The sequence below is a fragment of the Shewanella sp. c952 genome (assembly GCF_019654975.1).
Lineage (GTDB): Bacteria > Pseudomonadota > Gammaproteobacteria > Enterobacterales > Shewanellaceae > Shewanella.
Genome location: NZ_BPEW01000046.1, coordinates 1 through 19,972, shown reverse-complemented (window position 1 = coordinate 19,972; position 19,972 = coordinate 1). Strand labels below are relative to the sequence as shown.

Annotated in this window: 21 protein-coding genes and 1 tRNA gene; 16 read left to right on the top strand and 6 right to left on the bottom strand. The window is 43.4% G+C overall.

The window, feature by feature from the left end:
* Nucleotides 1–126: 126 nt before the first annotated feature.
* From K5R16_RS20170 to rnd, 8 genes are all read left to right on the top strand, one after another.
* The gene (locus tag K5R16_RS20170) at nt 127–1,623 is read left to right on the top strand and encodes a dipeptidase (RefSeq protein ID WP_259649950.1); all 1,497 of its coding nucleotides are present in this window, start codon (nt 127–129) and stop codon (nt 1,621–1,623) included.
* A gap of 255 nt (nt 1,624–1,878) precedes the next feature.
* On the top strand, nt 1,879–2,595 hold the full coding sequence (gene tsaB, locus K5R16_RS20165) for a tRNA (adenosine(37)-N6)-threonylcarbamoyltransferase complex dimerization subunit type 1 TsaB (protein WP_220739940.1): 717 nt from the start codon (nt 1,879–1,881) through the stop codon (nt 2,593–2,595).
* A gap of 57 nt (nt 2,596–2,652) precedes the next feature.
* Nucleotides 2,653–2,961, top strand: a complete 309-nt coding sequence (locus K5R16_RS20160) for a hypothetical protein (protein WP_220739938.1) — start codon at nt 2,653–2,655, stop codon at nt 2,959–2,961.
* Nucleotides 2,954–3,682 (top strand): M50 family metallopeptidase, encoded by a 729-nt coding sequence (locus K5R16_RS20155; protein ID WP_220739936.1) that lies wholly within the window; start codon nt 2,954–2,956, stop codon nt 3,680–3,682. The genes K5R16_RS20160 and K5R16_RS20155 overlap by 8 nt, the downstream gene beginning before the upstream one ends.
* A gap of 89 nt (nt 3,683–3,771) precedes the next feature.
* A complete protein-coding gene (locus K5R16_RS20150; protein WP_220739935.1) occupies nt 3,772–4,605 on the top strand; it encodes a class I SAM-dependent methyltransferase in 834 nt (277 codons plus the stop codon).
* A gap of 8 nt (nt 4,606–4,613) precedes the next feature.
* Nucleotides 4,614–5,495 (top strand): alpha/beta hydrolase, encoded by an 882-nt coding sequence (locus K5R16_RS20145; RefSeq protein ID WP_220739933.1) that lies wholly within the window; start codon nt 4,614–4,616, stop codon nt 5,493–5,495.
* Between the two features lie 179 nt (nt 5,496–5,674).
* The gene (gene fadD / locus K5R16_RS20140; RefSeq protein WP_220739931.1) at nt 5,675–7,348 is read left to right on the top strand and encodes a long-chain-fatty-acid--CoA ligase FadD; all 1,674 of its coding nucleotides are present in this window, start codon (nt 5,675–5,677) and stop codon (nt 7,346–7,348) included.
* A gap of 121 nt (nt 7,349–7,469) precedes the next feature.
* Complete coding sequence (gene rnd / locus K5R16_RS20135) at nt 7,470–8,579, top strand: ribonuclease D (protein WP_220739929.1); 1,110 nt, start codon at nt 7,470–7,472, stop codon at nt 8,577–8,579.
* Between the two features lie 93 nt (nt 8,580–8,672).
* Here the strand turns inward: rnd and minE are convergent, their stop codons facing one another.
* Genes minE through minC form a run of 3 tightly spaced genes read right to left on the bottom strand, consistent with a single transcriptional unit; the run spans nt 8,673 to nt 10,436 of the window.
* Complete coding sequence (gene minE, locus K5R16_RS20130; RefSeq protein ID WP_020912397.1) at nt 8,673–8,933, bottom strand: cell division topological specificity factor MinE; 261 nt, start codon at nt 8,931–8,933, stop codon at nt 8,673–8,675.
* A 2-nt stretch (nt 8,934–8,935) separates the two neighbouring features.
* The gene (gene minD, locus K5R16_RS20125; protein WP_220739927.1) at nt 8,936–9,745 is read right to left on the bottom strand and encodes a septum site-determining protein MinD; all 810 of its coding nucleotides are present in this window, start codon (nt 9,743–9,745) and stop codon (nt 8,936–8,938) included.
* Between the two features lie 25 nt (nt 9,746–9,770).
* Nucleotides 9,771–10,436: a septum site-determining protein MinC gene (gene minC / locus K5R16_RS20120; RefSeq protein WP_220739926.1), complete on the bottom strand. Its 666-nt coding sequence runs from the start codon at nt 10,434–10,436 to the stop codon at nt 9,771–9,773.
* 159 nt (nt 10,437–10,595) lie between these two features.
* Between minC and K5R16_RS20115 the strand changes: the two genes are divergently transcribed.
* The 3 genes from K5R16_RS20115 to K5R16_RS20105 all read left to right on the top strand — a co-directional run bounded on the left by K5R16_RS20115 (nt 10,596) and on the right by K5R16_RS20105 (nt 12,559).
* Nucleotides 10,596–10,877 carry a YcgL domain-containing protein gene (locus tag K5R16_RS20115; RefSeq protein ID WP_220739925.1) on the top strand — a complete coding sequence of 94 codons (282 nt, stop codon included), beginning with the start codon at nt 10,596–10,598 and terminating at the stop codon, nt 10,875–10,877.
* A 30-nt stretch (nt 10,878–10,907) separates the two neighbouring features.
* Nucleotides 10,908–11,909, top strand: coding sequence for a lytic transglycosylase domain-containing protein (locus K5R16_RS20110; protein WP_220739924.1), 1,002 nt, complete (start codon nt 10,908–10,910; stop codon nt 11,907–11,909).
* 209 nt (nt 11,910–12,118) lie between these two features.
* Nucleotides 12,119–12,559 carry a YcgN family cysteine cluster protein gene (locus tag K5R16_RS20105; protein WP_220739923.1) on the top strand — a complete coding sequence of 147 codons (441 nt, stop codon included), beginning with the start codon at nt 12,119–12,121 and terminating at the stop codon, nt 12,557–12,559.
* Nucleotides 12,560–12,645: 86 nt separating this feature from the next.
* Here K5R16_RS20105 and K5R16_RS20100 read toward each other — a convergent pair whose 3' ends face one another.
* Nucleotides 12,646–14,208: a LysM peptidoglycan-binding domain-containing protein gene (locus tag K5R16_RS20100; protein WP_220739921.1), complete on the bottom strand. Its 1,563-nt coding sequence runs from the start codon at nt 14,206–14,208 to the stop codon at nt 12,646–12,648.
* Nucleotides 14,209–14,298: 90 nt separating this feature from the next.
* Nucleotides 14,299–15,075, bottom strand: a complete 777-nt coding sequence (gene gloB, locus K5R16_RS20095; protein WP_220739919.1) for a hydroxyacylglutathione hydrolase — start codon at nt 15,073–15,075, stop codon at nt 14,299–14,301.
* Between the two features lie 107 nt (nt 15,076–15,182).
* Between gloB and K5R16_RS20090 the strand changes: the two genes are divergently transcribed.
* Entirely contained in the window at nt 15,183–15,917 is a 735-nt protein-coding gene (locus K5R16_RS20090; protein WP_259649949.1) for a class I SAM-dependent methyltransferase, read from the top strand.
* 16 nt (nt 15,918–15,933) lie between these two features.
* Nucleotides 15,934–16,830, top strand: a complete 897-nt coding sequence (locus K5R16_RS20085) for a LysR substrate-binding domain-containing protein (RefSeq protein WP_220739917.1) — start codon at nt 15,934–15,936, stop codon at nt 16,828–16,830.
* Nucleotides 16,831–17,123: 293 nt separating this feature from the next.
* On the opposite strand, the gene rnhA is transcribed toward K5R16_RS20085, so the two are convergent.
* The gene (gene rnhA, locus K5R16_RS20080; protein ID WP_220739915.1) at nt 17,124–17,603 is read right to left on the bottom strand and encodes a ribonuclease HI; all 480 of its coding nucleotides are present in this window, start codon (nt 17,601–17,603) and stop codon (nt 17,124–17,126) included.
* A gap of 71 nt (nt 17,604–17,674) precedes the next feature.
* On the opposite strand from rnhA, the gene dnaQ reads away from it, so the two are divergent.
* The 3 genes from dnaQ to K5R16_RS20065 all read left to right on the top strand — a co-directional run bounded on the left by dnaQ (nt 17,675) and on the right by K5R16_RS20065 (nt 19,937).
* Complete coding sequence (gene dnaQ, locus K5R16_RS20075; protein ID WP_220739913.1) at nt 17,675–18,403, top strand: DNA polymerase III subunit epsilon; 729 nt, start codon at nt 17,675–17,677, stop codon at nt 18,401–18,403.
* A gap of 10 nt (nt 18,404–18,413) precedes the next feature.
* The gene (locus K5R16_RS20070) at nt 18,414–19,733 is read left to right on the top strand and encodes a TIGR03503 family protein (RefSeq protein ID WP_220739911.1); all 1,320 of its coding nucleotides are present in this window, start codon (nt 18,414–18,416) and stop codon (nt 19,731–19,733) included.
* A 127-nt stretch (nt 19,734–19,860) separates the two neighbouring features.
* Nucleotides 19,861–19,937, top strand: a tRNA-Asp gene (locus K5R16_RS20065).
* The last annotated feature ends 35 nt before the right edge of the window (nt 19,938–19,972 follow it).

Here is a 19,972-nt window from a genome sequence, read left to right as displayed (position 1 = left end):
CAGTGTTAAATCTATTAAAAAACGGTATTGATTGTAACAAATGTTTTGAATGGCTGTTTTTTGTAACTTTAGTGATAAATTTTATGGCAAACTAAATCGTTTTTACAAATAATAAAATGGATGTTCATGAAACGTTTAGCCTTGCTGTTTATCGCTTTCCTCTCCCCCTCTTGCATTGCAATAGAGTCTCAATCAGACAAAGTTGCTCATTATGCTGTTGCCCAATATGCTGACGATATGGTTGCTAGCCTCGCAACCTTAGTACAGTTCAATACGGTAGCGGTTGATGGACTGACACCGGACACTAATCCAGAGTTTGTTGGATTTAAACGTGAACTGAAAAGCTTAAGTGAGGAACTAGGTTTAGATTACGTTGATCACGGCTATGTGATTTTGATTGGACTTGGCCAACAAGATGACAAACTTGGAGTGATTACCCATGGTGATGTGCAACCTGCCAATCCAGCATTGTGGCAACAAAGCCCATATTTATTGGATATGACATCCGAACCAGGAAAACTTATTGGCCGTGGCACCGAAGATGATAAAGGGCCAATCGTGACTGCCATGTATGCGATGAAATCTATTAAAGATAAACAGATAAAACTCAATAAGCGGATAGAACTAATGGTTTACATGGCAGAGGAGTCTGATTGGGAACCGCTTAAAGAGTTTTTGAAGACATTCACTCCAGCTAATATTAACATCACGATCGATGCTGAATACCCCGTTGTGACCGCCGAAAAGGGCTGGAGCAAAATCGAATTTGTGATCCCAAGTGTTGATGTGGAAGCTGCAAATAAGGGGACTGCCACTCTTGAGCGCTTCTCTGGTGGCTACTTTGGTAGCCAAGTACCTCAACAAGCTCAGGCAGAGATTAGTTTTGCAGCCGAGGGCTTAATCCAGCAGTTAAAGGTTGCAGCTAAAGCTCAATCAGCAATGACATATCGTTTTGAGCAAAATGGTTCGACAGTTGTTATTTTTGCTGATGGTAAAGCAGCCCATTCTTCAACACCTGAAGATGGTGTCAATGCAGTTACTCATTTGGCGCAGCTGCTTGCTATCCATCAGTGGCCCAAAAACACTGCATCACTTACACAGCAATTTATCCATGAAATGGTTGGCATGGGAATTTATGCAGAGCAGTTTGGTGATATTGCATATAAAGATGATTTTATGGGGCCGATGAGTTTAGCGCCTACCATCGTTAAAGCAGGTAAGCAGGGCACACAAGTAATGATTAACCTGCGTCGGCCTATAGGCAAGACGCCAGAACGACTCGACCGCCAGACTCATGAAGCACTGGAGCGTTGGCAGCAAAAACATCAAGTTAAGTTAGCAAAGGTGGAAACCTATTGGGGAAAGCCTATGGTAATGCAAGATGCGCCACATCTTAATACACTGCTCGATGTCTACTCTCATTTTACCGGGGTTAAAGATCCGCAACCGGTTGCAATTGGCGGCTCAACCAACAGTAAATTGTTTCCTAACGCATTGAGCTTTGGACCCGCTATGCCAGGTGTTGAGTATACGGGTCACACTGAAAATGAATTTATCACCTATGAGCAGTTTATGCTCAACTTGAAAATGTACAGTGCGGCTTTTGTTGAATTAGCTAAGTAACAGACGTTCTAGTAAGCAAAAGGGCTGTTAGGTTAGCCGCTAAAGATAGATTACAGTCAACGGCAGTAAAACTATTTTGCAGTTCTACTTAAAGCCTGCGGGGGAGTTAGGTATAATCCCCGCTCTTTATCGTTAACTAAGCTGCATTTGATATGTTTAACACTGAATATGTCGACAGCTGGTAATCGCTACATACGTGAGAGCGCTCGTGTCTGCTTTCGTGTTGTGCCTGAATTTGAGTTTGGTAAGTAATAGATGACAAAACAGTCCATAGAAGCAACTTCGCTGAGCATACTTGCTCTAGATACATGTACGGAGTCTTGCTCTGCTGCGTTAACCCATGATCGACAAGTGTATTGCGAGCAAGCAGATGCACCGCGCGAGCACAGCCAAAGGTTATTGCCAATGGTCAAGTCAGTGTTATCTCAAGCTGATATCAAGTTGAGTGATGTTGACTTAATCGCTTATGGTCGAGGCCCAGGCAGTTTTACCGGGATCAGGATCTGTACCAGTATCACCCAAGGTTTAGCACTGGGACAATCACTGCCTGTCATTGGGATCTCAACCCTTGCTACCATGGCACAAGCTGCCATTGAAACTGGAGCCGAACAGGTTTTAGCTGCTATTGATGCACGTATGGGAGAGGTTTATTGGGGGCAATTTGTTGCTGTTGATGGCATTGCCACTTTAGTGAACGAAGAGGTTGTTAGCGCACCAGAATCGATAGTGTTAAGCTTGGATGAAACACAAGCGATTACTGCCTGCGGTACTGGTTTTGATGCCTATCCACAAATACTGGAAATGGCTGGTGGCCTTACTGTATGTGAGCTTGCTAAATTCCCAGATGCTAAATATATGGCGATATTAGCGCAACAAGGATATCTAAATGGCTTGAGCACCAGTGTTGATGAGCTCAAGCCTGTCTATTTGCGTGATACCGTGACCTGGAAAAAGTTACCAGGAAAAGAATGATCTGAATTCATGCTGATGACGCATGAGGCAGTGATTTAATAAGTTAAGGACGATTGGATGCAAATTAATTCAAGTCAACTTACCGCTTCTAAAGTTGAAGTCAATAAGTCGATAGGAACTAATCAGCCTAATGCTGTGTTGGTTGATGCTGCCGATCCAGTGCTGCCGATCCAAGCGCAACAATCCTACCAATTTAACGAGTATAACGAAGATGAAGCGGCGCTAAAATCTCGACTAGGTGCTCATATAGAATATGAGAATGATACCCGTGGCCAGCGCGGTGCTGTCGCTGAATATCTTACTAATCAGCATGCGGCCAAGCGCGAAGAGATCCAACAGATGGTAGGCATTGATACCTATGCCTAGTCATTTGGAGCACACACTCGCTAGCGGCGCCAATCAGTCTAAAACACCAACTTCATCTGGTACCCCTAGTAGAGGCCGATTCTTTCTCGAATTATTAGTGGCTTTTCTGGTCACAAAACTACCGTTTGTGAGTGTGCCGTTTAAATGGCTCGAGAGCTATTTTCATGAGTTATCACATGGTTTAGCGACACTTTTCACCGGCGGAGCCGTTAGTCATATTCAGCTGTTTCCTAATGGAGCAGGGCTTTGCTTTAGCCAAGGTGGCTGGTCGTTAGCCATTGGCTTTGCGGGTTATTTTGGTGCAGCGTTGTGGGGCTATCTGATTTTTACATTTGCCACCTGGCCTAAGGGGATCCGTTTTAGCTTCGGCCTGTTAGGCGCGGGCGTTATCTTAACGACTTTACTATGGGCGAGAGATCTACTGACTATTTCGATTCTAGTGTCGCTCGCACTGCTATTTTTAATGCCGTTAAAGCTCAATCTTAATCGATACTTAGCTACCAGTTTACGCATTATGGGCTTAATGGTTATTTTAAATGCACTGGCAAGTCCTACCGTATTATTTGGCCTTGAAGGGCAGGGTGATGCCAATATGCTTGCACAGCAGAGTTGGATCCCTGCTTGGTTCTGGGTGCTCGTTTGGCTTGCAACGAGTGCGTTTATGCTATTTCTATGTTGGCGTAGAGTTGACCGTCAAGCAGAAAAACGCCAGCTTAAATAATATAACAAAGTGTAAATCTCTGTTTCTTAGGCTTGGATTTTAACCTATTGACTGTTAGGTTGATGCCAGCCTTTATATGGAGATATCTAATGAAAATGAATACCCTAGCCGCCAGCCTTATTCTTACTGGTGCATTTGGCCTATCAACACTAAGTGTTACTGCAGATGCACATGTTCACGAAAATGCCGCGTTAGATACCGCTGTAACGAGTGATTTTCGCCAAACTAAAAATTCAGCCCGTGATACTTACCGCCACCCTAAAGAGACCATCGAGTTTTTCGGTGTAGCGCCTTCAGATACCGTTATCGAGTTATGGCCTGGTGGAGGTTGGTATGCTGAAATCCTAGCGCCGTACCTTGCAGAGAAGGGCCACTATATTGGTGGTAACTTTAATGCTAACCCCGATGATGAAAAGCAGCGCAATGGCTACCGAGCCAAGGCGGGCAAAAAGTTTGAAAAGTGGATCGCGGATAATCAAGCTAAATTGGGTAATGCCTCCACCGTCACTTTCGACCCTCCTAGCTTTTACGCCATGGGCGATGATAATAGTGCTGACGTTGTACTGACTTTTAGAAACTTACATAACTGGGCAATGAAAGGTTATTTAGAGCCTGTATTTGATTCGGCTTATAAAGTGCTTAAATCTGGTGGTACATTTGGTATCGTTGAGCATCGAGCTAATCCGGGGATGGACGCTAAGACAGGTTATATGGATCAAGCACAGATGATAAAGCTAGCGGAAAAAGCGGGCTTTACCTTTGTTGAAAGCTCAGAGATTAATGCTAATGCCAAAGATACTAAAGATTACCCTAAGGGTGTTTGGACCTTGCCACCACGTTTAGCGCTTGATGATCAAGACAAAGAAAAGTATCTCGCAATTGGTGAAAGCGATAGAATGACGTTGAAATTCACCAAAAAATAATAAGCAATATGGATAAGTCTTGCGAGCAAGAAAATGAAATAGTCATTCAATTACCTCATATCAAATTAGCTGCAAAGTTATGGGGTTCGCAGGGCAAACCATTAATATTGGCGTTGCATGGTTGGTTAGACAACGCCAATAGTTTTCTCCCTTTGAGTCACTATTTAACTGATTATCAAATCATGGCTATCGACTGGCCTGGTCATGGCCTATCAGAGCATCGCCCTGGTAAATATCCGCTGCATTGGATTGATTACCTCTATGATTTAGATGCGCTGTTAACAGCGCTGCCTGCGCATCAACAACCCACAGCCATATTAGGACACTCTTTAGGTGGCATTATTGCATCTGCTTACACGGCTGCATTCCCAGAAAAAGTAGCAAACTTAGTGTTAGTCGAAGCGTTGTCGCCCCTCTATGAAAAAGAGAATAAAGTAAGGCAGCGTCTTAACAACAGCTTTAAATCGCACCGACGTTATCTGCAAGTTGAGGCTAAAAGCAGCAATGTTTATCGGGACATTTCCGTCGCTGTCAATGCTCGTCATAAACTTACTGCGTTAGATGTGGCATGGTGCGAAATTCTAACTCAACGCAATATGAAAAAGCTTGATTCTGGAGTAAGCTGGCGCAGTGATCCCCGCTTAAAATTAGATTCCCCATTGAGACTCGCTTATTCCCAAGTTGATGCGTTAATGCAAGCACATGAGGTCGACACATTGTTGATTCTGGGTAACCAAGGATTCTCTCAACTAAGCAGTGCCATTCCAACTGCGAAACGTTGGTTCAATCAGCTTGAAGTCGAGGAAATTGAGGGAGATCATCATCTTCACATGGGCAGTGCGAAAGCGGTTTCATTTGCCATTGATAGATTCCTTAAAGCCAAAGGCTGAAAAAGGGGCTAGGTTTTTCGTTACATATATGTGATGATAATCAAAATTTAAACGCTTGTATGATTTATTGGCGTTTCTTATAAATATAAAGATTTGACAGTGTTTAGCTTGTTTATTGGCAAGCTGCAAACGACCGTTGAGGTATTGTTTCCCTTAGGTGGAAATATTAGGAGATTTTTGTGGATCAACTTTGGATTAATAACCTGCCAGACGATGTGCCTTCTGAAATAAATGTAGAGCAATATGCTTCGTTAGTGGATCTATTTGAAACATCGGTTTCTAAATATGCTGATCAGCCTGCATTTGTGAATATGGGTGCAACGTTAACCTATCGCAAACTAGAAGAGCGCAGCCGCGCATTTGCTGCATACTTGCAAAATGAGTTGAAGCTGAGTAAAGGCGATCGTGTTGCCATTATGATGCCAAATTTATTGCAATATCCAATTGCTCTGTTTGGCATATTACGCGCAGGCATGGTTGTCGTTAACGTTAATCCGCTATACACCCCCAGAGAGCTTAAGCACCAATTGACCGACTCTGGTGCCAAAGCAATTGTGGTAGTGTCTAATTTTGCTCACACATTAGATAAAGTCGTTGCAGAGACCCCTGTTGAAAGCGTTATTTTAACCGGCTTAGGCGATCTGTTGAGCGCGCCTAAACGTACCGTGGTTAATTTTGTCGTAAAGTATATTAAGAAGATGGTGCCTAAATACCATCTTCCGCAAGCTATTTCGATGCGAAAAGCGTTATCGAAAGGGCGACGTATGCAATATGTTAAACCCGTCGTCAAAAAAGATGATTTAGCTTTCTTACAGTATACCGGCGGTACAACAGGCGTGTCGAAAGGTGCCATGCTGAGTCACGGCAACGTGGTCAGTAATTTGCTGCAAGCTGACGCGGCATATGGTTCGTTACTGGTTAACGGTAAAGAGTTCGTTGTGACGGCACTGCCGCTTTATCATATTTTCGCGTTAACAGTTAACTGCTTGTTGTTCATACACAAAGGTGCGAATAACCTGTTAATTACTAACCCAAGAGATCTGCCTGCTTTTATTAGCGAGCTAGATAAACATCCTTTCACAGCACTAACGGGTGTCAACACTCTGTTTAATGCACTGGTTAACTCTGAAGAGTTTACTAAGCTCGATTTCACCGATCTTAAATTGTCTATTGGTGGCGGTATGGCAGTGCAACGTGCAGTTGCCGATAAATGGCAAGGGATCACTAAAACGCGTTTGTTAGAGGGGTATGGTCTCACCGAAGCATCACCACTGGTGACGTGCTGTCCTTATAACCTAGAGGGTTACAATGGCTCTATTGGTTTCCCTGTTTCTAACACTGATATTCAAGTCAGAGATGAAGAGGGTAAGGTGCTTGCTCAAGGAGAGACCGGAGAGCTGTTTGCTAAAGGACCACAGGTCATGGTCGGTTACTGGAATCGACCAGAAGAGACGGCAAATGTTATCGATGAAACTGGCTACTTAGCCACGGGTGACATCGGTTATATGGATGAGAAAGGTTTCTTCTTTATTGTTGACCGTAAGAAAGACATGATTTTGGTTTCTGGCTTTAACGTTTTCCCTAACGAAGTGGAAGAAGTCGTTGCCTTGCATCCTAAAGTCATCGAAGTAGCGGCGGTTGGTGTGCCTCATGAGGTTTCAGGTGAGCTTGTAAAAGTATTTGTGGTCGCAAATGATAAATCTTTAACCAAAGAGGATATTATCAAGCATTGCCGCGAACATTTGACGGGATATAAAATCCCTAAGCTGGTAGAATTTAGAGATGAACTGCCTAAAACGAACGTAGGTAAAATTCTACGTCGTGAATTGAGAGATGAAGCTAAGAGCGATTAACTGCGATTAGTACTTTCATGAAAGAGTGGTAGTTGCCACTTTTTATAGACTAAAGCCGGCGTAAGCCGGCTTTTGCATTATTTGGTCGAGTTAAGCTTATTTCAGGATTTTGGAGAAGACTTTGTTAGCGTTTCAATATATTGACGATGATGCCAGTTTAGCGGCGCTCGTAACGCAATACCGTGAAGCCAAATTACTGGTGATTGATACTGAATTTGTCAGAACTCGTACTTATTACGCTCGTTTAGGGCTTATTCAAGCTTATGACGGCAAAACCCTCGCTCTGATCGATCCGTTAGCAGTGAGCAATCTCGACCTGTTTTGGGCTTTATTGACCGATGACAGTATCATTAAGTTACTCCATTCCTGCAGTGAAGATTTAGAAGTTTTTGCAAAAAATGGAGCTTGCCAACCCAATAAACTGTTTGATAGCCAAATTGCTGCAGGACTATGTGGCATGGGATATGGGCTAGGTTATGCAAAGTTAGTTGAGCAAACTCTGGATATAACGCTTGATAAGGGCGAGTCTCGTACCGATTGGCTAAAACGACCATTGAGCGAAGCGCAGTTAAATTACGCGGCAAACGATGTCTACTACCTGTACGAGCTGTACCCACAACTGGTTGAGAAACTACAATCGCAGGGAAGGTTAGATTGGGTCTACGAAGAGGGTGAGAGGATGACTCTGGGTCGTCTTGATGCGCCCGTTCCTGAAACAGCTTATCTAAAGGTTAAAAATGCTTTCCAGTTATTGCCGCGGCAGTTAGCAGTGTTAAAGGCGTTAGCTGATTGGCGCCTTAAACGTGCGCTAGTAAAAGATTTAGCGCTTGGATTTGTCGTCAAAGATCATGCCTTGATTGCACTCGCGAAAAAGATGCCGAAAAACAGTAATGATCTGTATAAACTCACGGAACTTACCGAGCAAGAGAAACGTATTCATGGCAGAGAGCTTGTCAAAATCATCGCTAATGTCAGTTTTGAAGAACTACCAAAAGCATTGGATGTGTTAGCGCTGAAAACAGGCTACAAAGCGGCTTTCAAAAGCATCAAACAGTGCATTGCAGAGCAAGCCGAAGCACAGAGCGTACCGATTGAACTGCTTGGGTCAAAGAAGCTGATCCATGAATATTTACAATGGGTATGGGATGGTAAAACGACAGCGAAACCGTTAATACTCAGTGGTTGGCGTGAAGCCATTGTCAGTGATGCGCTTAATGACCTTAAGCTATAACGGCTAATGGTTATTAGTGGTCGATTGAATTAAAAACACCCGCGAAAAGCGGGTGTTTTTTACTTGAATAGTGACTTAACCAGTAACTTAAAGTTAGCTCTGCTCAGGCAAAGTAACATTAAGCTCAAGTACTGATAGGTTGTCGTCATTCTGATCAAGTTGCACAGATACTTGGTCTGCACCCACTTTGACATACTTACGGATGACCTCAATGATCTCCTGCTTCATTTGCGGAAAATAATCAGGTGCATCTCTCTCTCCACGTTGGTGAGCGACAATGATCTGCAAACGTTCTTTGGCTGTTGCTGCAGTACTCGGTTTCTTCTTCGTTTTAAAATAATCAAGTAATGACATAATTAGCTACCAAAAATTCGTTTTAAGAAACCTTTCTTCTCTTCCGTAATAAATCGGAAAGGCAGTTCTGCACCCAGTAGGCGCTCGACAGCATCGCTATAAGCCATACCCGCGTCGCTCTCATTATCAATAATAACAGGTACGCCAGAGTTTGATGCTTTTAATACCGCTTGTGACTCAGGAATCACACCTAACAACGGTATAGCTAAAATCTCTTCTACATCTTCTACGCTAAGCATTTCGCCTGTTGTAACGCGGGCAGGCGAGTAACGGGTGAGTAATAGAAACTCTTGAACAGGCTCAAGTCCTTCTTCAGCTCGCTTCGACTTACTTTGCAGCATACCTAAAATACGATCTGAATCTCGAACCGAGCTAACTTCTGGGTTAGTCGTCACAATGGCCACATCGGCAAAGTAGAGCGCCATCATTGCGCCTGTTTCTATACCCGCAGGCGAATCACAAATAATATATTCGAAATCCTTTGCCAAGTTATCCAGTACCGTTCCTACCCCTTCTTTAGTTAAGGCATCTTTATCACGAGTTTGCGAAGCCGGTAGAACAAATAACTTAGGGCATCGTTTGTCTTTAATCAGTGCTTGGTTTAAGTTTGCTTCACCATTAATGACATTCACAAAGTCATAAACGACACGTCGTTCACAACCCATAATTAAATCGAGATTACGTAGGCCGATATCAAAATCAATCACTACGGTTTTATGACCTTTTAATGCGAGGCCTGTTGCAATAGCTGCACTTGAGGTTGTTTTCCCCACACCGCCTTTTCCAGACGTGACAACAATAATTTGCGCCATTTATTATTCCTTTTTATTTGCGCTCTTACAGAGGCAATGATTCAACCGTAAGCGAGTCGCCCTCTAGGCGAATACAACCACTCTGCGCGGCTTCGTTTTGCTGAAGGTGTTCAGTTAACCAGTATTGACCAGCAATCGATACCAGCTCTGCTTCAATTTTTTGTGCCACAATCACAGCATTTTTATCACCTGCGGCGCCAGCCATTGCTTTACCACGTAATGCACCATAGACATGGATACTGCCATCGGCGATAACTTCGGCGCCATTACCTACTGCGCCTATGACGATAAGATCACCATTTTTCGCATAAATCTGCTGACCAGAACGTACGTTCTGTTTAACGATTTTAGTGGTCTTTGGCATTTGAGGTTGGCTAGTCGCCGCTTTTCCCGATTTAATAATGGCTAAACCTATTGATTTGGCCATATCGTTAATAACAGGCAATGCACTGGTGATACCGACAATAATAAGTTGGCGACTGGTTAAAATCTCTTTTAAACCTAAAAGGTCGAAGTCACTGGCTTTAATTGCACTTAAATTAACCACTAAAGGCGCACCAAGAAAAAACTGAGGTGCAATCGCAAGTTTACTGTCTAACTCCGTCGCAATAACAGCCATATCTTGGCTATTAATATGCAGAACAGAAAGAGTAAAAGAGGAGCCTTTTAATTCTAGGCTGGGTGTTTGCATTCCTGTATGACTCTCTAGAAAAATTCAGCGTAATGCTGATATCCATTAAATAACGACCGAACCCTGCATTTTCGGGCAGAACGGGTATATTCCTAACAGTCCATGTTATAGTGTGCCGCATAAGCTGGCAAGTTGAATAGTCTGGAAATTGAGTCGTATATGATCTGTGCTGTGTATAAAAGTTTAAGAAAAGCGGATAGCTATCTTTTTGTTGAAAAACGTAATGAATTTGAACGAGTTCCTGAGGCATTGATGGCAATGTTTGGTGAGCCAAAATTGGTGATGATGCTACCAATTGATAAACGTGATCACCTTGGCTTTGCAGATATCAAAAAAGTAAAAACTGAATTGAATGATAAAGGATTTTATTTACAGTTACCGCCACCTGTGGTTAATTTGTTAGAACAACATAAGAAAGACATTGGTTTTAATCCCGAATAAAAGTATTTAATTTGGGGTAAGGGAATATTTATGCTACTGAGTAAGCAAGCTTTGACTTTGACCTGCGGGTTACTGCTCTCTTTTAACGCGATGGCAAGTGATACTGCTAGTGCCAGCAAAGGAAGTTTTAGTGAGTATGTCTCCCAGCTGAAAATTGAAGCTGCAGAGCAAGGTGTGGCTGAGCAGACTATTAATGATGTCTTTCCCAAAATAAAAATGTTCAAAAAGGCTGTAGCTTCAGACAAAGCACAGCCTGAAACTCAACTGACACTTGAAACTTATCTACCAAGAGTTGTTCCCGATTGGAAAGTTGAAAAAGCACGCAACCTATTCAAAACTCATCAAGTAGAACTTGAGAGGATTGGTAAATTATACGGGGTGCAGCCGCGTTTTATTGTTGCTTTATGGGGCGTAGAGTCCAATTTTGGCAAGTTAACGGGCAGTTACCCAGTATTATCAGTCACGGCTTCATTAGCTTATGAAGGACGTCGTGAAGCCTTCTTTAAGAAAGAGTTTTTCGCAGCGCTAAAAATAGCTGAAGAGCAGCAATTCACTTTTGAAGAGATGAAAGGTTCATGGGCGGGGGCGATGGGGCAAACTCAGTTTATGCCAACCTCATTTCTAGCTTATGCTCAAGATGGCGATGGTGATGGTAAAAAAGATATTTGGAACAACAGCAGCGACGCTTTTGCGTCTGCGGCTTACTATCTACAGCAAGCGGGTTGGAAAGAATCTGAAACTTGGGGACGACAAGTTAAAACGCCCAATGATTTTGACGCTAAGCTCGCCGATTTAGACGTTAAAAAGAGCTTTGCACAATGGCAAACATTAGGTGTAAGGCGATTTGACGGCAGCGACCTGCCAAATCGAGATGATATGATGATCTCAATGGTTATGCCTGATGGTGAGAAAGGACGTAAGTACTTAGTGTACGATAACTACCGCGGATTACTGCGTTGGAATAAGTCGAACTACTTTGCTATTTCAGTTACTTATCTATCAGAAAGAATTAAATACCCACCGATCGGCTAAACTTAATGTTCCAGTGTTAAGTGTCATCAGTAGCGGCTAATTAGCCGCTATTTTTTATTTAGTCAGCATTGCAGTTCAGCCTCTCTCTTCTTTCAGTCATGACCAACTGTGACTCTCACAGCTAATACAAATGAACAAAGGTGCAACGAGAGTGGTGGCTGGTGTACAATAGCGCTTCTTTTGAATCGAACCGAGTTGTAAGTTTTAGCATGGCATTTTGGAATGAAAAAACATTAGCAGAGATGAACACCACTGAGTGGGAGTCCTTGTGTGATGGGTGTGGTAAGTGTTGTCTCAACAAGTTGATCGATGATGAAACTGAACAGCTTTACTACACCAACGCAGCCTGCTTGTTATTAGATGCTAAGCAGGGTCATTGCAAGAGTTATGAACAGCGCTTTAGTTTTGTGCCTACCTGCACTAAGGTGACCATGGATAATTTAGCGATGCTAACTTGGTTACCGGATAGCTGTTCATACAGAAGGTTAAATGAAGGACGAGGGCTACCTAGTTGGCATCCTCTTAAGACTGGCTCTAAAGACGCGATGATCGAAGCTGGGATGTCGGTGGCGGGAAAAGTCACTTGCGAAACAAAAATTCGCGACATTGAAGATCATATCGTAATCTGGCCAATGAAAGATGTTGAGTGATAGCAAGCGAATAAAAAATGCCGACAAGATTAACTTGTCGGCATTTTTTATTTTACTTCAGTGACTATAAAGTACTAAAGAGGGTATTAAGCTCTTACTTTAGTCATATCAACATAAAGTTTAAGTGTTTGCCCAGGCTGAATATATTTACTTTTTTCCAGCGAGTTCCAACGAACAAGATCACTGACCTTAACATTGAATTTACTGGCTATTCTAGCGAGAGAGTCACCGCTGCGGACCTTATAGTTAACGGTACGCATCACTTCCTTTAATCCCTGATTGCTAGCAGTACTGTTGCCAGTCCAAATCACTAACTTTTGTCCGATCTGCAATGGATCTTTAGGTGCCATACTATTCCAGCTTGCAAGCTGAGAGGTTTTGACTTTGTGCTGTTTAGCTATTTTCCAGAATGAATCACCAGACTTGACCGTGTAGTTCAGCTTTTGCTGACCACGAGTCTTATTCTGTTTACGGTTTTTACGTTGGTCGGCTGAAAGTAGGTACTGATCTAAATTCTTCGCCGCAACGGGAATAAGCAGGAATTTACCCGCTACAATGGTATTGCCATTAATATCATTGACTGACTTTAACGCAGATACGGTTGTACGATAACGTTTAGCAATCAGGCCTAAGCTGTCGCCGGATTTTATCTTATAACGCTCCCAATTAAGTCTTTCATTCTTTTGAGTGTCGTTAAGAGCGATTTTAAACGCTGCGGCTTTCTCAACCGGTAACACTAAATTATGTGGTCCATCAGGAGCAGTCGCCCAGCGGTTAAAGCCAGGGTTAAGTTTATGCAACTCTGATGTAGTCATACCGGCAATATCAGCGGCTAATGCTAGATCAATTTGACTACCAATTTCGACCACTTCAATTTGTGGTTCGTTACTGATAGGCGTTAGTGTAATACCGTATTTATCGGCATTTTTGATCACATCAGCAAGCGCCAAAAGCTGTGGTACATAGCGCTCGGTTTCACGTGGCAGGTTTAGGTGCCAAAAGTCAGTTGGTATGCCTTTACGCTTGTTTCGCTTAGCAGCATTAATGACTCGACCTTCACCGGTATTGTAAGCTGCAATGGCATATAACCAGTTGTCGCCGGTTTTGTCGTACAAATATTCAAGCATATCGAGTGCTGCAACGGTTGCAGCTGGTACATCTCTGCGGCCGTCATACCACCAGTTCATCTGCAGGCCAAAGTGACGTGCCATTGGTGAGGTAAATTGCCATAAACCAGATGCTGCGCCATGTGAGTAGGCAAATGGGTCAAATGCGCTTTCTACAATCGGTAATAATGCCAATTCTATTGGCAGGTTGCGTTTCTCTAACTCTTCGACAATTAAGTACATGAAAGGCGTAGCACGCTCTGAAACACGTATTAGATGTTGCGGGTGCTTGATATACCAATCTCGGTACTGTCTAACCAATTTTTCATCTGGAATATCCATCTTAAGTTCTAGACGAATACGCTCCCAGATATCAGTCACCTCGACAACTTCGGCGACTTGGGGCTTAACGGGTTCTTTGGTGACTTTTTCTGCGACAACAGGTGTTGATTTAGGTCCTTCTGAAGTCGTTTGGTTGCTTAAGTTTTGGCAACCAGTCAGCAGGGCAATCCCCCCTGCGACAAATAAAATGGGTACGCGCATCTAAAATGTGTGTCCTTTATTTAGGCCCAAAAAAACCAGACTGTATCTGGCTTAGCGGCACTGGATTAGCGAGACATTGTAGAGTATTTTTTAGAAATTGTCTTTCCATTGACGCAGAAGTGCAAAGCATTTCACAGCATCGTTTATAGGTTGTTGGAATTGCTCAGCTAAAGATTGTTGAATTTCTGTGCTATGGCCACGTAAAAAAGGGTTTATCGCTCTTTCTTGGGCTATAGACGATGGCAAAGTCGGTGTATTACTTGCTCTTAGTTGCTCTGAATGGTGAGTGTACTGTTGAAGTTGTACGTTGTTAGGGTCTACTCGATTCGCAAAACGAAGATTCGCCAAAGTGTATTCATGGGTACAATATACTTTTTTATCGTCTCCTACTTGCGCCAGTCGTGTTAGCGATGTCAGCATTTGCTGTGGCGTTCCTTCAAACAAACGGCCACAACCCGCGCTGAAAAGCGTATCGCCGCAAAAAAGTGCATCTTCTATTACATAGGCAATATGGCCCAATGTGTGTCCTGGCACTTCAATCACTTCTGCTTTAAGGTCAATACCTTGTAGTGTTATGCTTGCACAAGCTTGTAGCGGGTTATTAACCCCTTCAATATTTTCCAGTGAAGGCCCATAAACTGGGGTATTACTGCCATAATAGCTTAGGAGCTTGGCGATACCACCTGTGTGGTCATGATGGTGATGAGTGATAAGCACTCCAAGAAGCGGGATCTGTTTATCGCTCAAGAACTTAATCACCACATCGGCATCACCTGGATCAACAACATAAGCACCATCAATATTTGGGACTTGTATAGCCCATATATAGTTATCATCAAAGGCAGGTAATGGTGTGACAGTTAACATAATCAGTCCTAATAATTTGAGCGCTAAAACAAGTTTACTTAGAATAGCTATTGTTTGTACATGGCTTTCGTTATTAAAGTAGAGCATCAGCAACTTAGGAGATAACATTGACTCATTCAGGTGTTCCGCTAAAACCCTATCATTGGTCAGAATTACCAAATGGTCCGGTGATCCGTGAAAGTATTGAAGAAACGATGTTTTCCTGGTGGCCGAGAGTATTCGGCTATTACATGCTAAGCCTTGGACCATTGAGTGCAAAGATTGATAAAACAGGCGTTGGAGTGAGTTGTCACTACTCTTTGTTCGATGAACCTGAAGCAGACATTCTGGCCGATTACAGTCAGCTGCCGATCCAAAACGCCAGTGTCGATGCCGTGGTAATGAATTTTTTACTGGAGTTTGAAACCGATCCCTATCGTTTGTTGCGCGAAGTCGATCGGGTGTTGATCTCGGGTGGCCACCTTATTATTGCTGGATTTAACCCGTTAAGTCCGATGTTTATCGGAAAAGTGCTGCCAAAATACCAGCAAGAGATCCCTTGGAATGGTCGCTTCTTTATGCCATCTCGAGTTAAAGATTGGTTAGGCCTTTTGGGTTACCAAGTGGTAGCGGACGAGCGTTTGTTACATCATCATCTGCTCAAAGAGCTTAAAACAGACAGTATATGGTCTCATGCGTTAAAGTCGTGGTTACCCAGTAGTGGCAGTGTCTATGTGTTGGTGGCAAGAAAGCTTGAAACACCGCTAACCCCAGTTCGAGCCAAGCGCAAAGTTAAACAGCCAAATTGGTCAACAGCCCCAACAGCTGGGCGCACCGGACATACTTCTCAATCTTCAAAATAATGGGCTTAAACTATTAATGCGTATTACCTTAAAACAACTCGCCATCTTTGAAGCCGTAGCTCGCAGTGGCCAAGTGGCAAAAGCTGCTGAAATGGTTAACCTGTCATCTCCAGCTGCCTCGATGGCGCTATCTGAACTAGAGAAACAGCTTGATGCTCGCTTATTCGAGCGAATTGGCAACCGACTCCGATTGAACTCCCAAGGCAGTATGTTGTTACCATTGGCGACTGACGCATTGCAAAAAATTGATCAAATAGAGCATGCATTTTCGCCAGCAGGCAGTGAGCTTGGTGGCGATCTTAATGTGAGTGCTAGCTCCACTATAGGTAACTATTTATTGGCAAAAAGCGCAGTGGCATTTTGTCAGCAACATACCAATACATTGGTTAATGTTGATATTGATAACAGCCAAGCGGTTATTAATGCTGTGCTCGAATTTAGAAGTGAAATGGGCTTTATTGAAGGACAATGTCTCGATAGTCGCATTGCCGTCGAAGCGTGGCATAAAGACTGTTTACTTATTTTCTGTCATCCTGCACACCCATTAGCGGGCAAAACCGTGAGCCCTAAAGCGTTGACAGGTCAACCTTGGGTCATGAGAGAAGAGGGCTCGGGTACCCGAGATTACTTTGTTAATGCTGCCAATATGCTTGATATGCAGCCGCAAGAAAAGTTTCGCTTCTCAACCCCTGACGCCATTAAGCAGGCCGTTAAACAGGGAGCTGGCTTAGGCGTGTTGTCAGAGTTAACGCTGGAGAAAGAGATCAGTCGTAAAGAGCTGGCAGTCATCAATGTAGAAGGATTACTGCTTGAACGAAAATTCTACAAGATCCACCATAAGAGTCGAAATTTTACCGCTATTGGCGCAGCGTTCATCGCTTTTTGCCAAGATTTTTTAAACACCGATAGCTAGGGGCTGTTGATCTTTCGAGCTTAGTTTTTGTTCGAATTCAATTATTTTAGTACAAGGCTTGAGCGATGATGCTTAGCTGGCTAAGCGAAAAGCTCGTAACGCACTCTTGTCATAAAAGAATAAAAGAATTGAAACGAACCCGAAGGGCCGCGCTTCTTGGCTATTTTGACTGTGTTGTAGGTTATTTGTGGAGAATGACTAAACGACATAGCCTCCGCCTTGTCAAAATAGCCAATAAACTGCGGCAAAAACAACCGTGAAAGGTCAACAGCCCCTAATAGCCTTATAGTCAATTAGCCTTGTTGCGCGAGGTAGCCACAGTCTTCTTGAGTTGGCTTTTTCTCTGCAGCTTGGCGCGCTAAATCATCACAGCGTTCATTCTCAACATGCCCTGCATGACCTTTAACCCAGCGCCAATCAATTTGGTGCCGCTGCGAAACAGCATCAAGACGCTGCCATAAATCGACATTTTTTACTGCTTGCTTGGTGGATGTTACCCAGCCATTGCGTTTCCAGCCGTGGATCCATTGTGTGATCCCTTGGCGCATATATTGGCTATCGCTAGTTAATATCACTTGGCAGGGGACTTTTAGCGCCTCTAATGCCACAATGGGAGCGAGCATCTCCATGCGGTTATTAGTAGTCAATGCAAAACCATCGGCGAGTTCATGAGTATGTTTTTTGTACTTCATTACAATGCCGTAGCCCCCAGGCCCTGGGTTTCCTAAGCAAGAACCGTCGGTAAAGATAGAGATCTGTTTCAGTCCAGTCATCAAGTTGGTACCATAGCTAAAGTGCTGGGCGAGTATACCCAAAAATTTAACTGAGAAATGCATTAATTCACATGAACATTATTTCAAGCGCTAAACGCCAAATTATTCTCGATACCGAAACCACAGGTATGAACCAATCTAGTGGCCCTATCTATCTTGGCCATCGAATTATTGAGATTGGTTGTGTTGAAGTGGTAAACCGCAAGCTAACCGGGCGCCATTACCACGAATATATCAATCCGCTACAGCCTATTGACGAAGAAGCGATTGAAGTTCACGGGATCACCAATGAATTTGTCGCAGACAAACCCAAGTTTCATCAAATAGCGCAAAGTTTTATTGAGTTTATTGATGGCGCTGAAATAGTGGCACATAACGCAAACTTCGACGTTAGCTTTATGGATCATGAGTTTTCGATGTTGCAACCCATAGGACCGAAGACTGCCGAAATATGTCAAATACTCGATTCTCTGGCCATCGCCAAGCACCTTCATCCTGGACAGAAAAATAACCTAGATGCTTTGTGTAAGCGTTACGGTATTGATAACTCTCGCCGCGATCTTCACGGCGCATTATTGGATGCCGAGATCTTAGCTGACGTTTACCTCATCATGACGGGTGGGCAAACTAAGTTTAATCTATCAAGTGAAAAAGCGGGTCAAGAGGGCGGTGGTATAAATCGACTCCCTAAAGATAGAGCAAAACTTAAAGTGATCAGCGCATCGGCCGATGAACTAACTAGACATGAAGAGCGACTCGACTTAGTTGCTAAATCTGGGCAGTGTATCTGGCGAGGATAGATTTTTATCTATGATTAAACGCGTAACAACATGTGTGGCGGCAATACTTATTGGGCTCCTGCTAAGCCGTATTGCCAGTGCTGAGGTCATGCTGTCATCTCAAGCTTCTGAATTAAAAAATCGCTTTAGAATTGACCATATGGTCGATAGTGTCACCTTGCTTATTCAACGCGAGTACGGCAGTGCACCTGTGATTGTGGTTCAGCCTGATGGCAGTAAATGGTACGCCAGTCGTCACCCTGAATCTGTAAAGTGGATGGATGGATTAACGGGCGATATGATCACCATTGAAAATCCAATGCCAGGGCCGTGGCAGCTTATTGGTAGGGTGGTAGAAGGGTCAGTTATTGATAAAATCTCCAAACTTTCCATTGATGTCGATCCTATCCCGCAACCGCTCTACCAAGGCGAACGTCTAAAGTTAACGACTCGTTTGATTGGTGATGATGAAAAAGTACGCTTACCAGGTTTAGATTATCTGATGAGCTGGACGGCGAAATTTATCAGCGATAACAATCCCGGTGATGAAAACTTTGCGGCTGGCAGTTTTGTTGTTGGTAACTATCGGGACAACGGTGAAAAGCTTGATGAAACGCCAGATGACGGGGTTTTTACCAGTAAAATAAACCTAACCCAAGCTTGGGGCGGTTATACCTTACAGGTAGACGCTAAGAACGCCGTGCTTGAGCGTCAATATTCTGAAGCATTTACTTTATCGACACGACCGATTGATGTTGAAATTGTCGCGTCTGAAAGTGCAAAATCTGGGCGATGGGATCTGCACCTAACCGTCGATGACAATGAGTTGTTGTTATCGCAGACCCACATAGAAGCAGAAATAATGGGCCCTGCTGGAATGCGGTTGTTAGAAACGATATCAAATATTACTGAAGCAGATAGTCGATTTCAATTAAAGCCTGTGAATGACTTTGGTAGTTATCGAATCAAGCTAACGGCGGTGAGTACCACAAAAGCAGGACGCGAAATTTATCTGACCTTGCCGGAGCTGTTTTTTAACTTTGTTAAACCGCCAGAGCCGCCGCCCTCAAAAGAGGAACTCGCAGAAAAGGCAGAACTGCAAGCCAAGAAGGCTGAAGATTCAGCAAAACAAGATGCTATGTTTTGGTTGATTACTATCAATGCGGTTCTACTTATTTTGGGTATGTTGATTTTATTGTTTGTCCGTAAACGCAGCAACTTGAAAAAGGCATTAGCAGCCACTCAAGCAAGAATTGATAAAGAGGCCCGTCAACAGAAGATAACCATGGAGCTTGATGAGATTGATCTGATGATGCCGGAAGATTTTGATGATCCGAAAGCGGGAAACTAACCCACAAATCGTGATTGTTGTACGTTAAATATCAAAATTGAGTATTTTTTAGCTGGTTAGTAATGTTTGCTGCAAAAACTTATTGACGGCGTTTAACAGTCTACGTATTATTCATCGCACTTGATGTGGAGCGGTAGTTCAGTTGGTTAGAATACCGGCCTGTCACGCCGGGGGTCGCGAGTTCGAGTCTCGTCCGTTCCGCCAATCAAGTGCTAAAATTTAAACTATTTGTTAGTGAC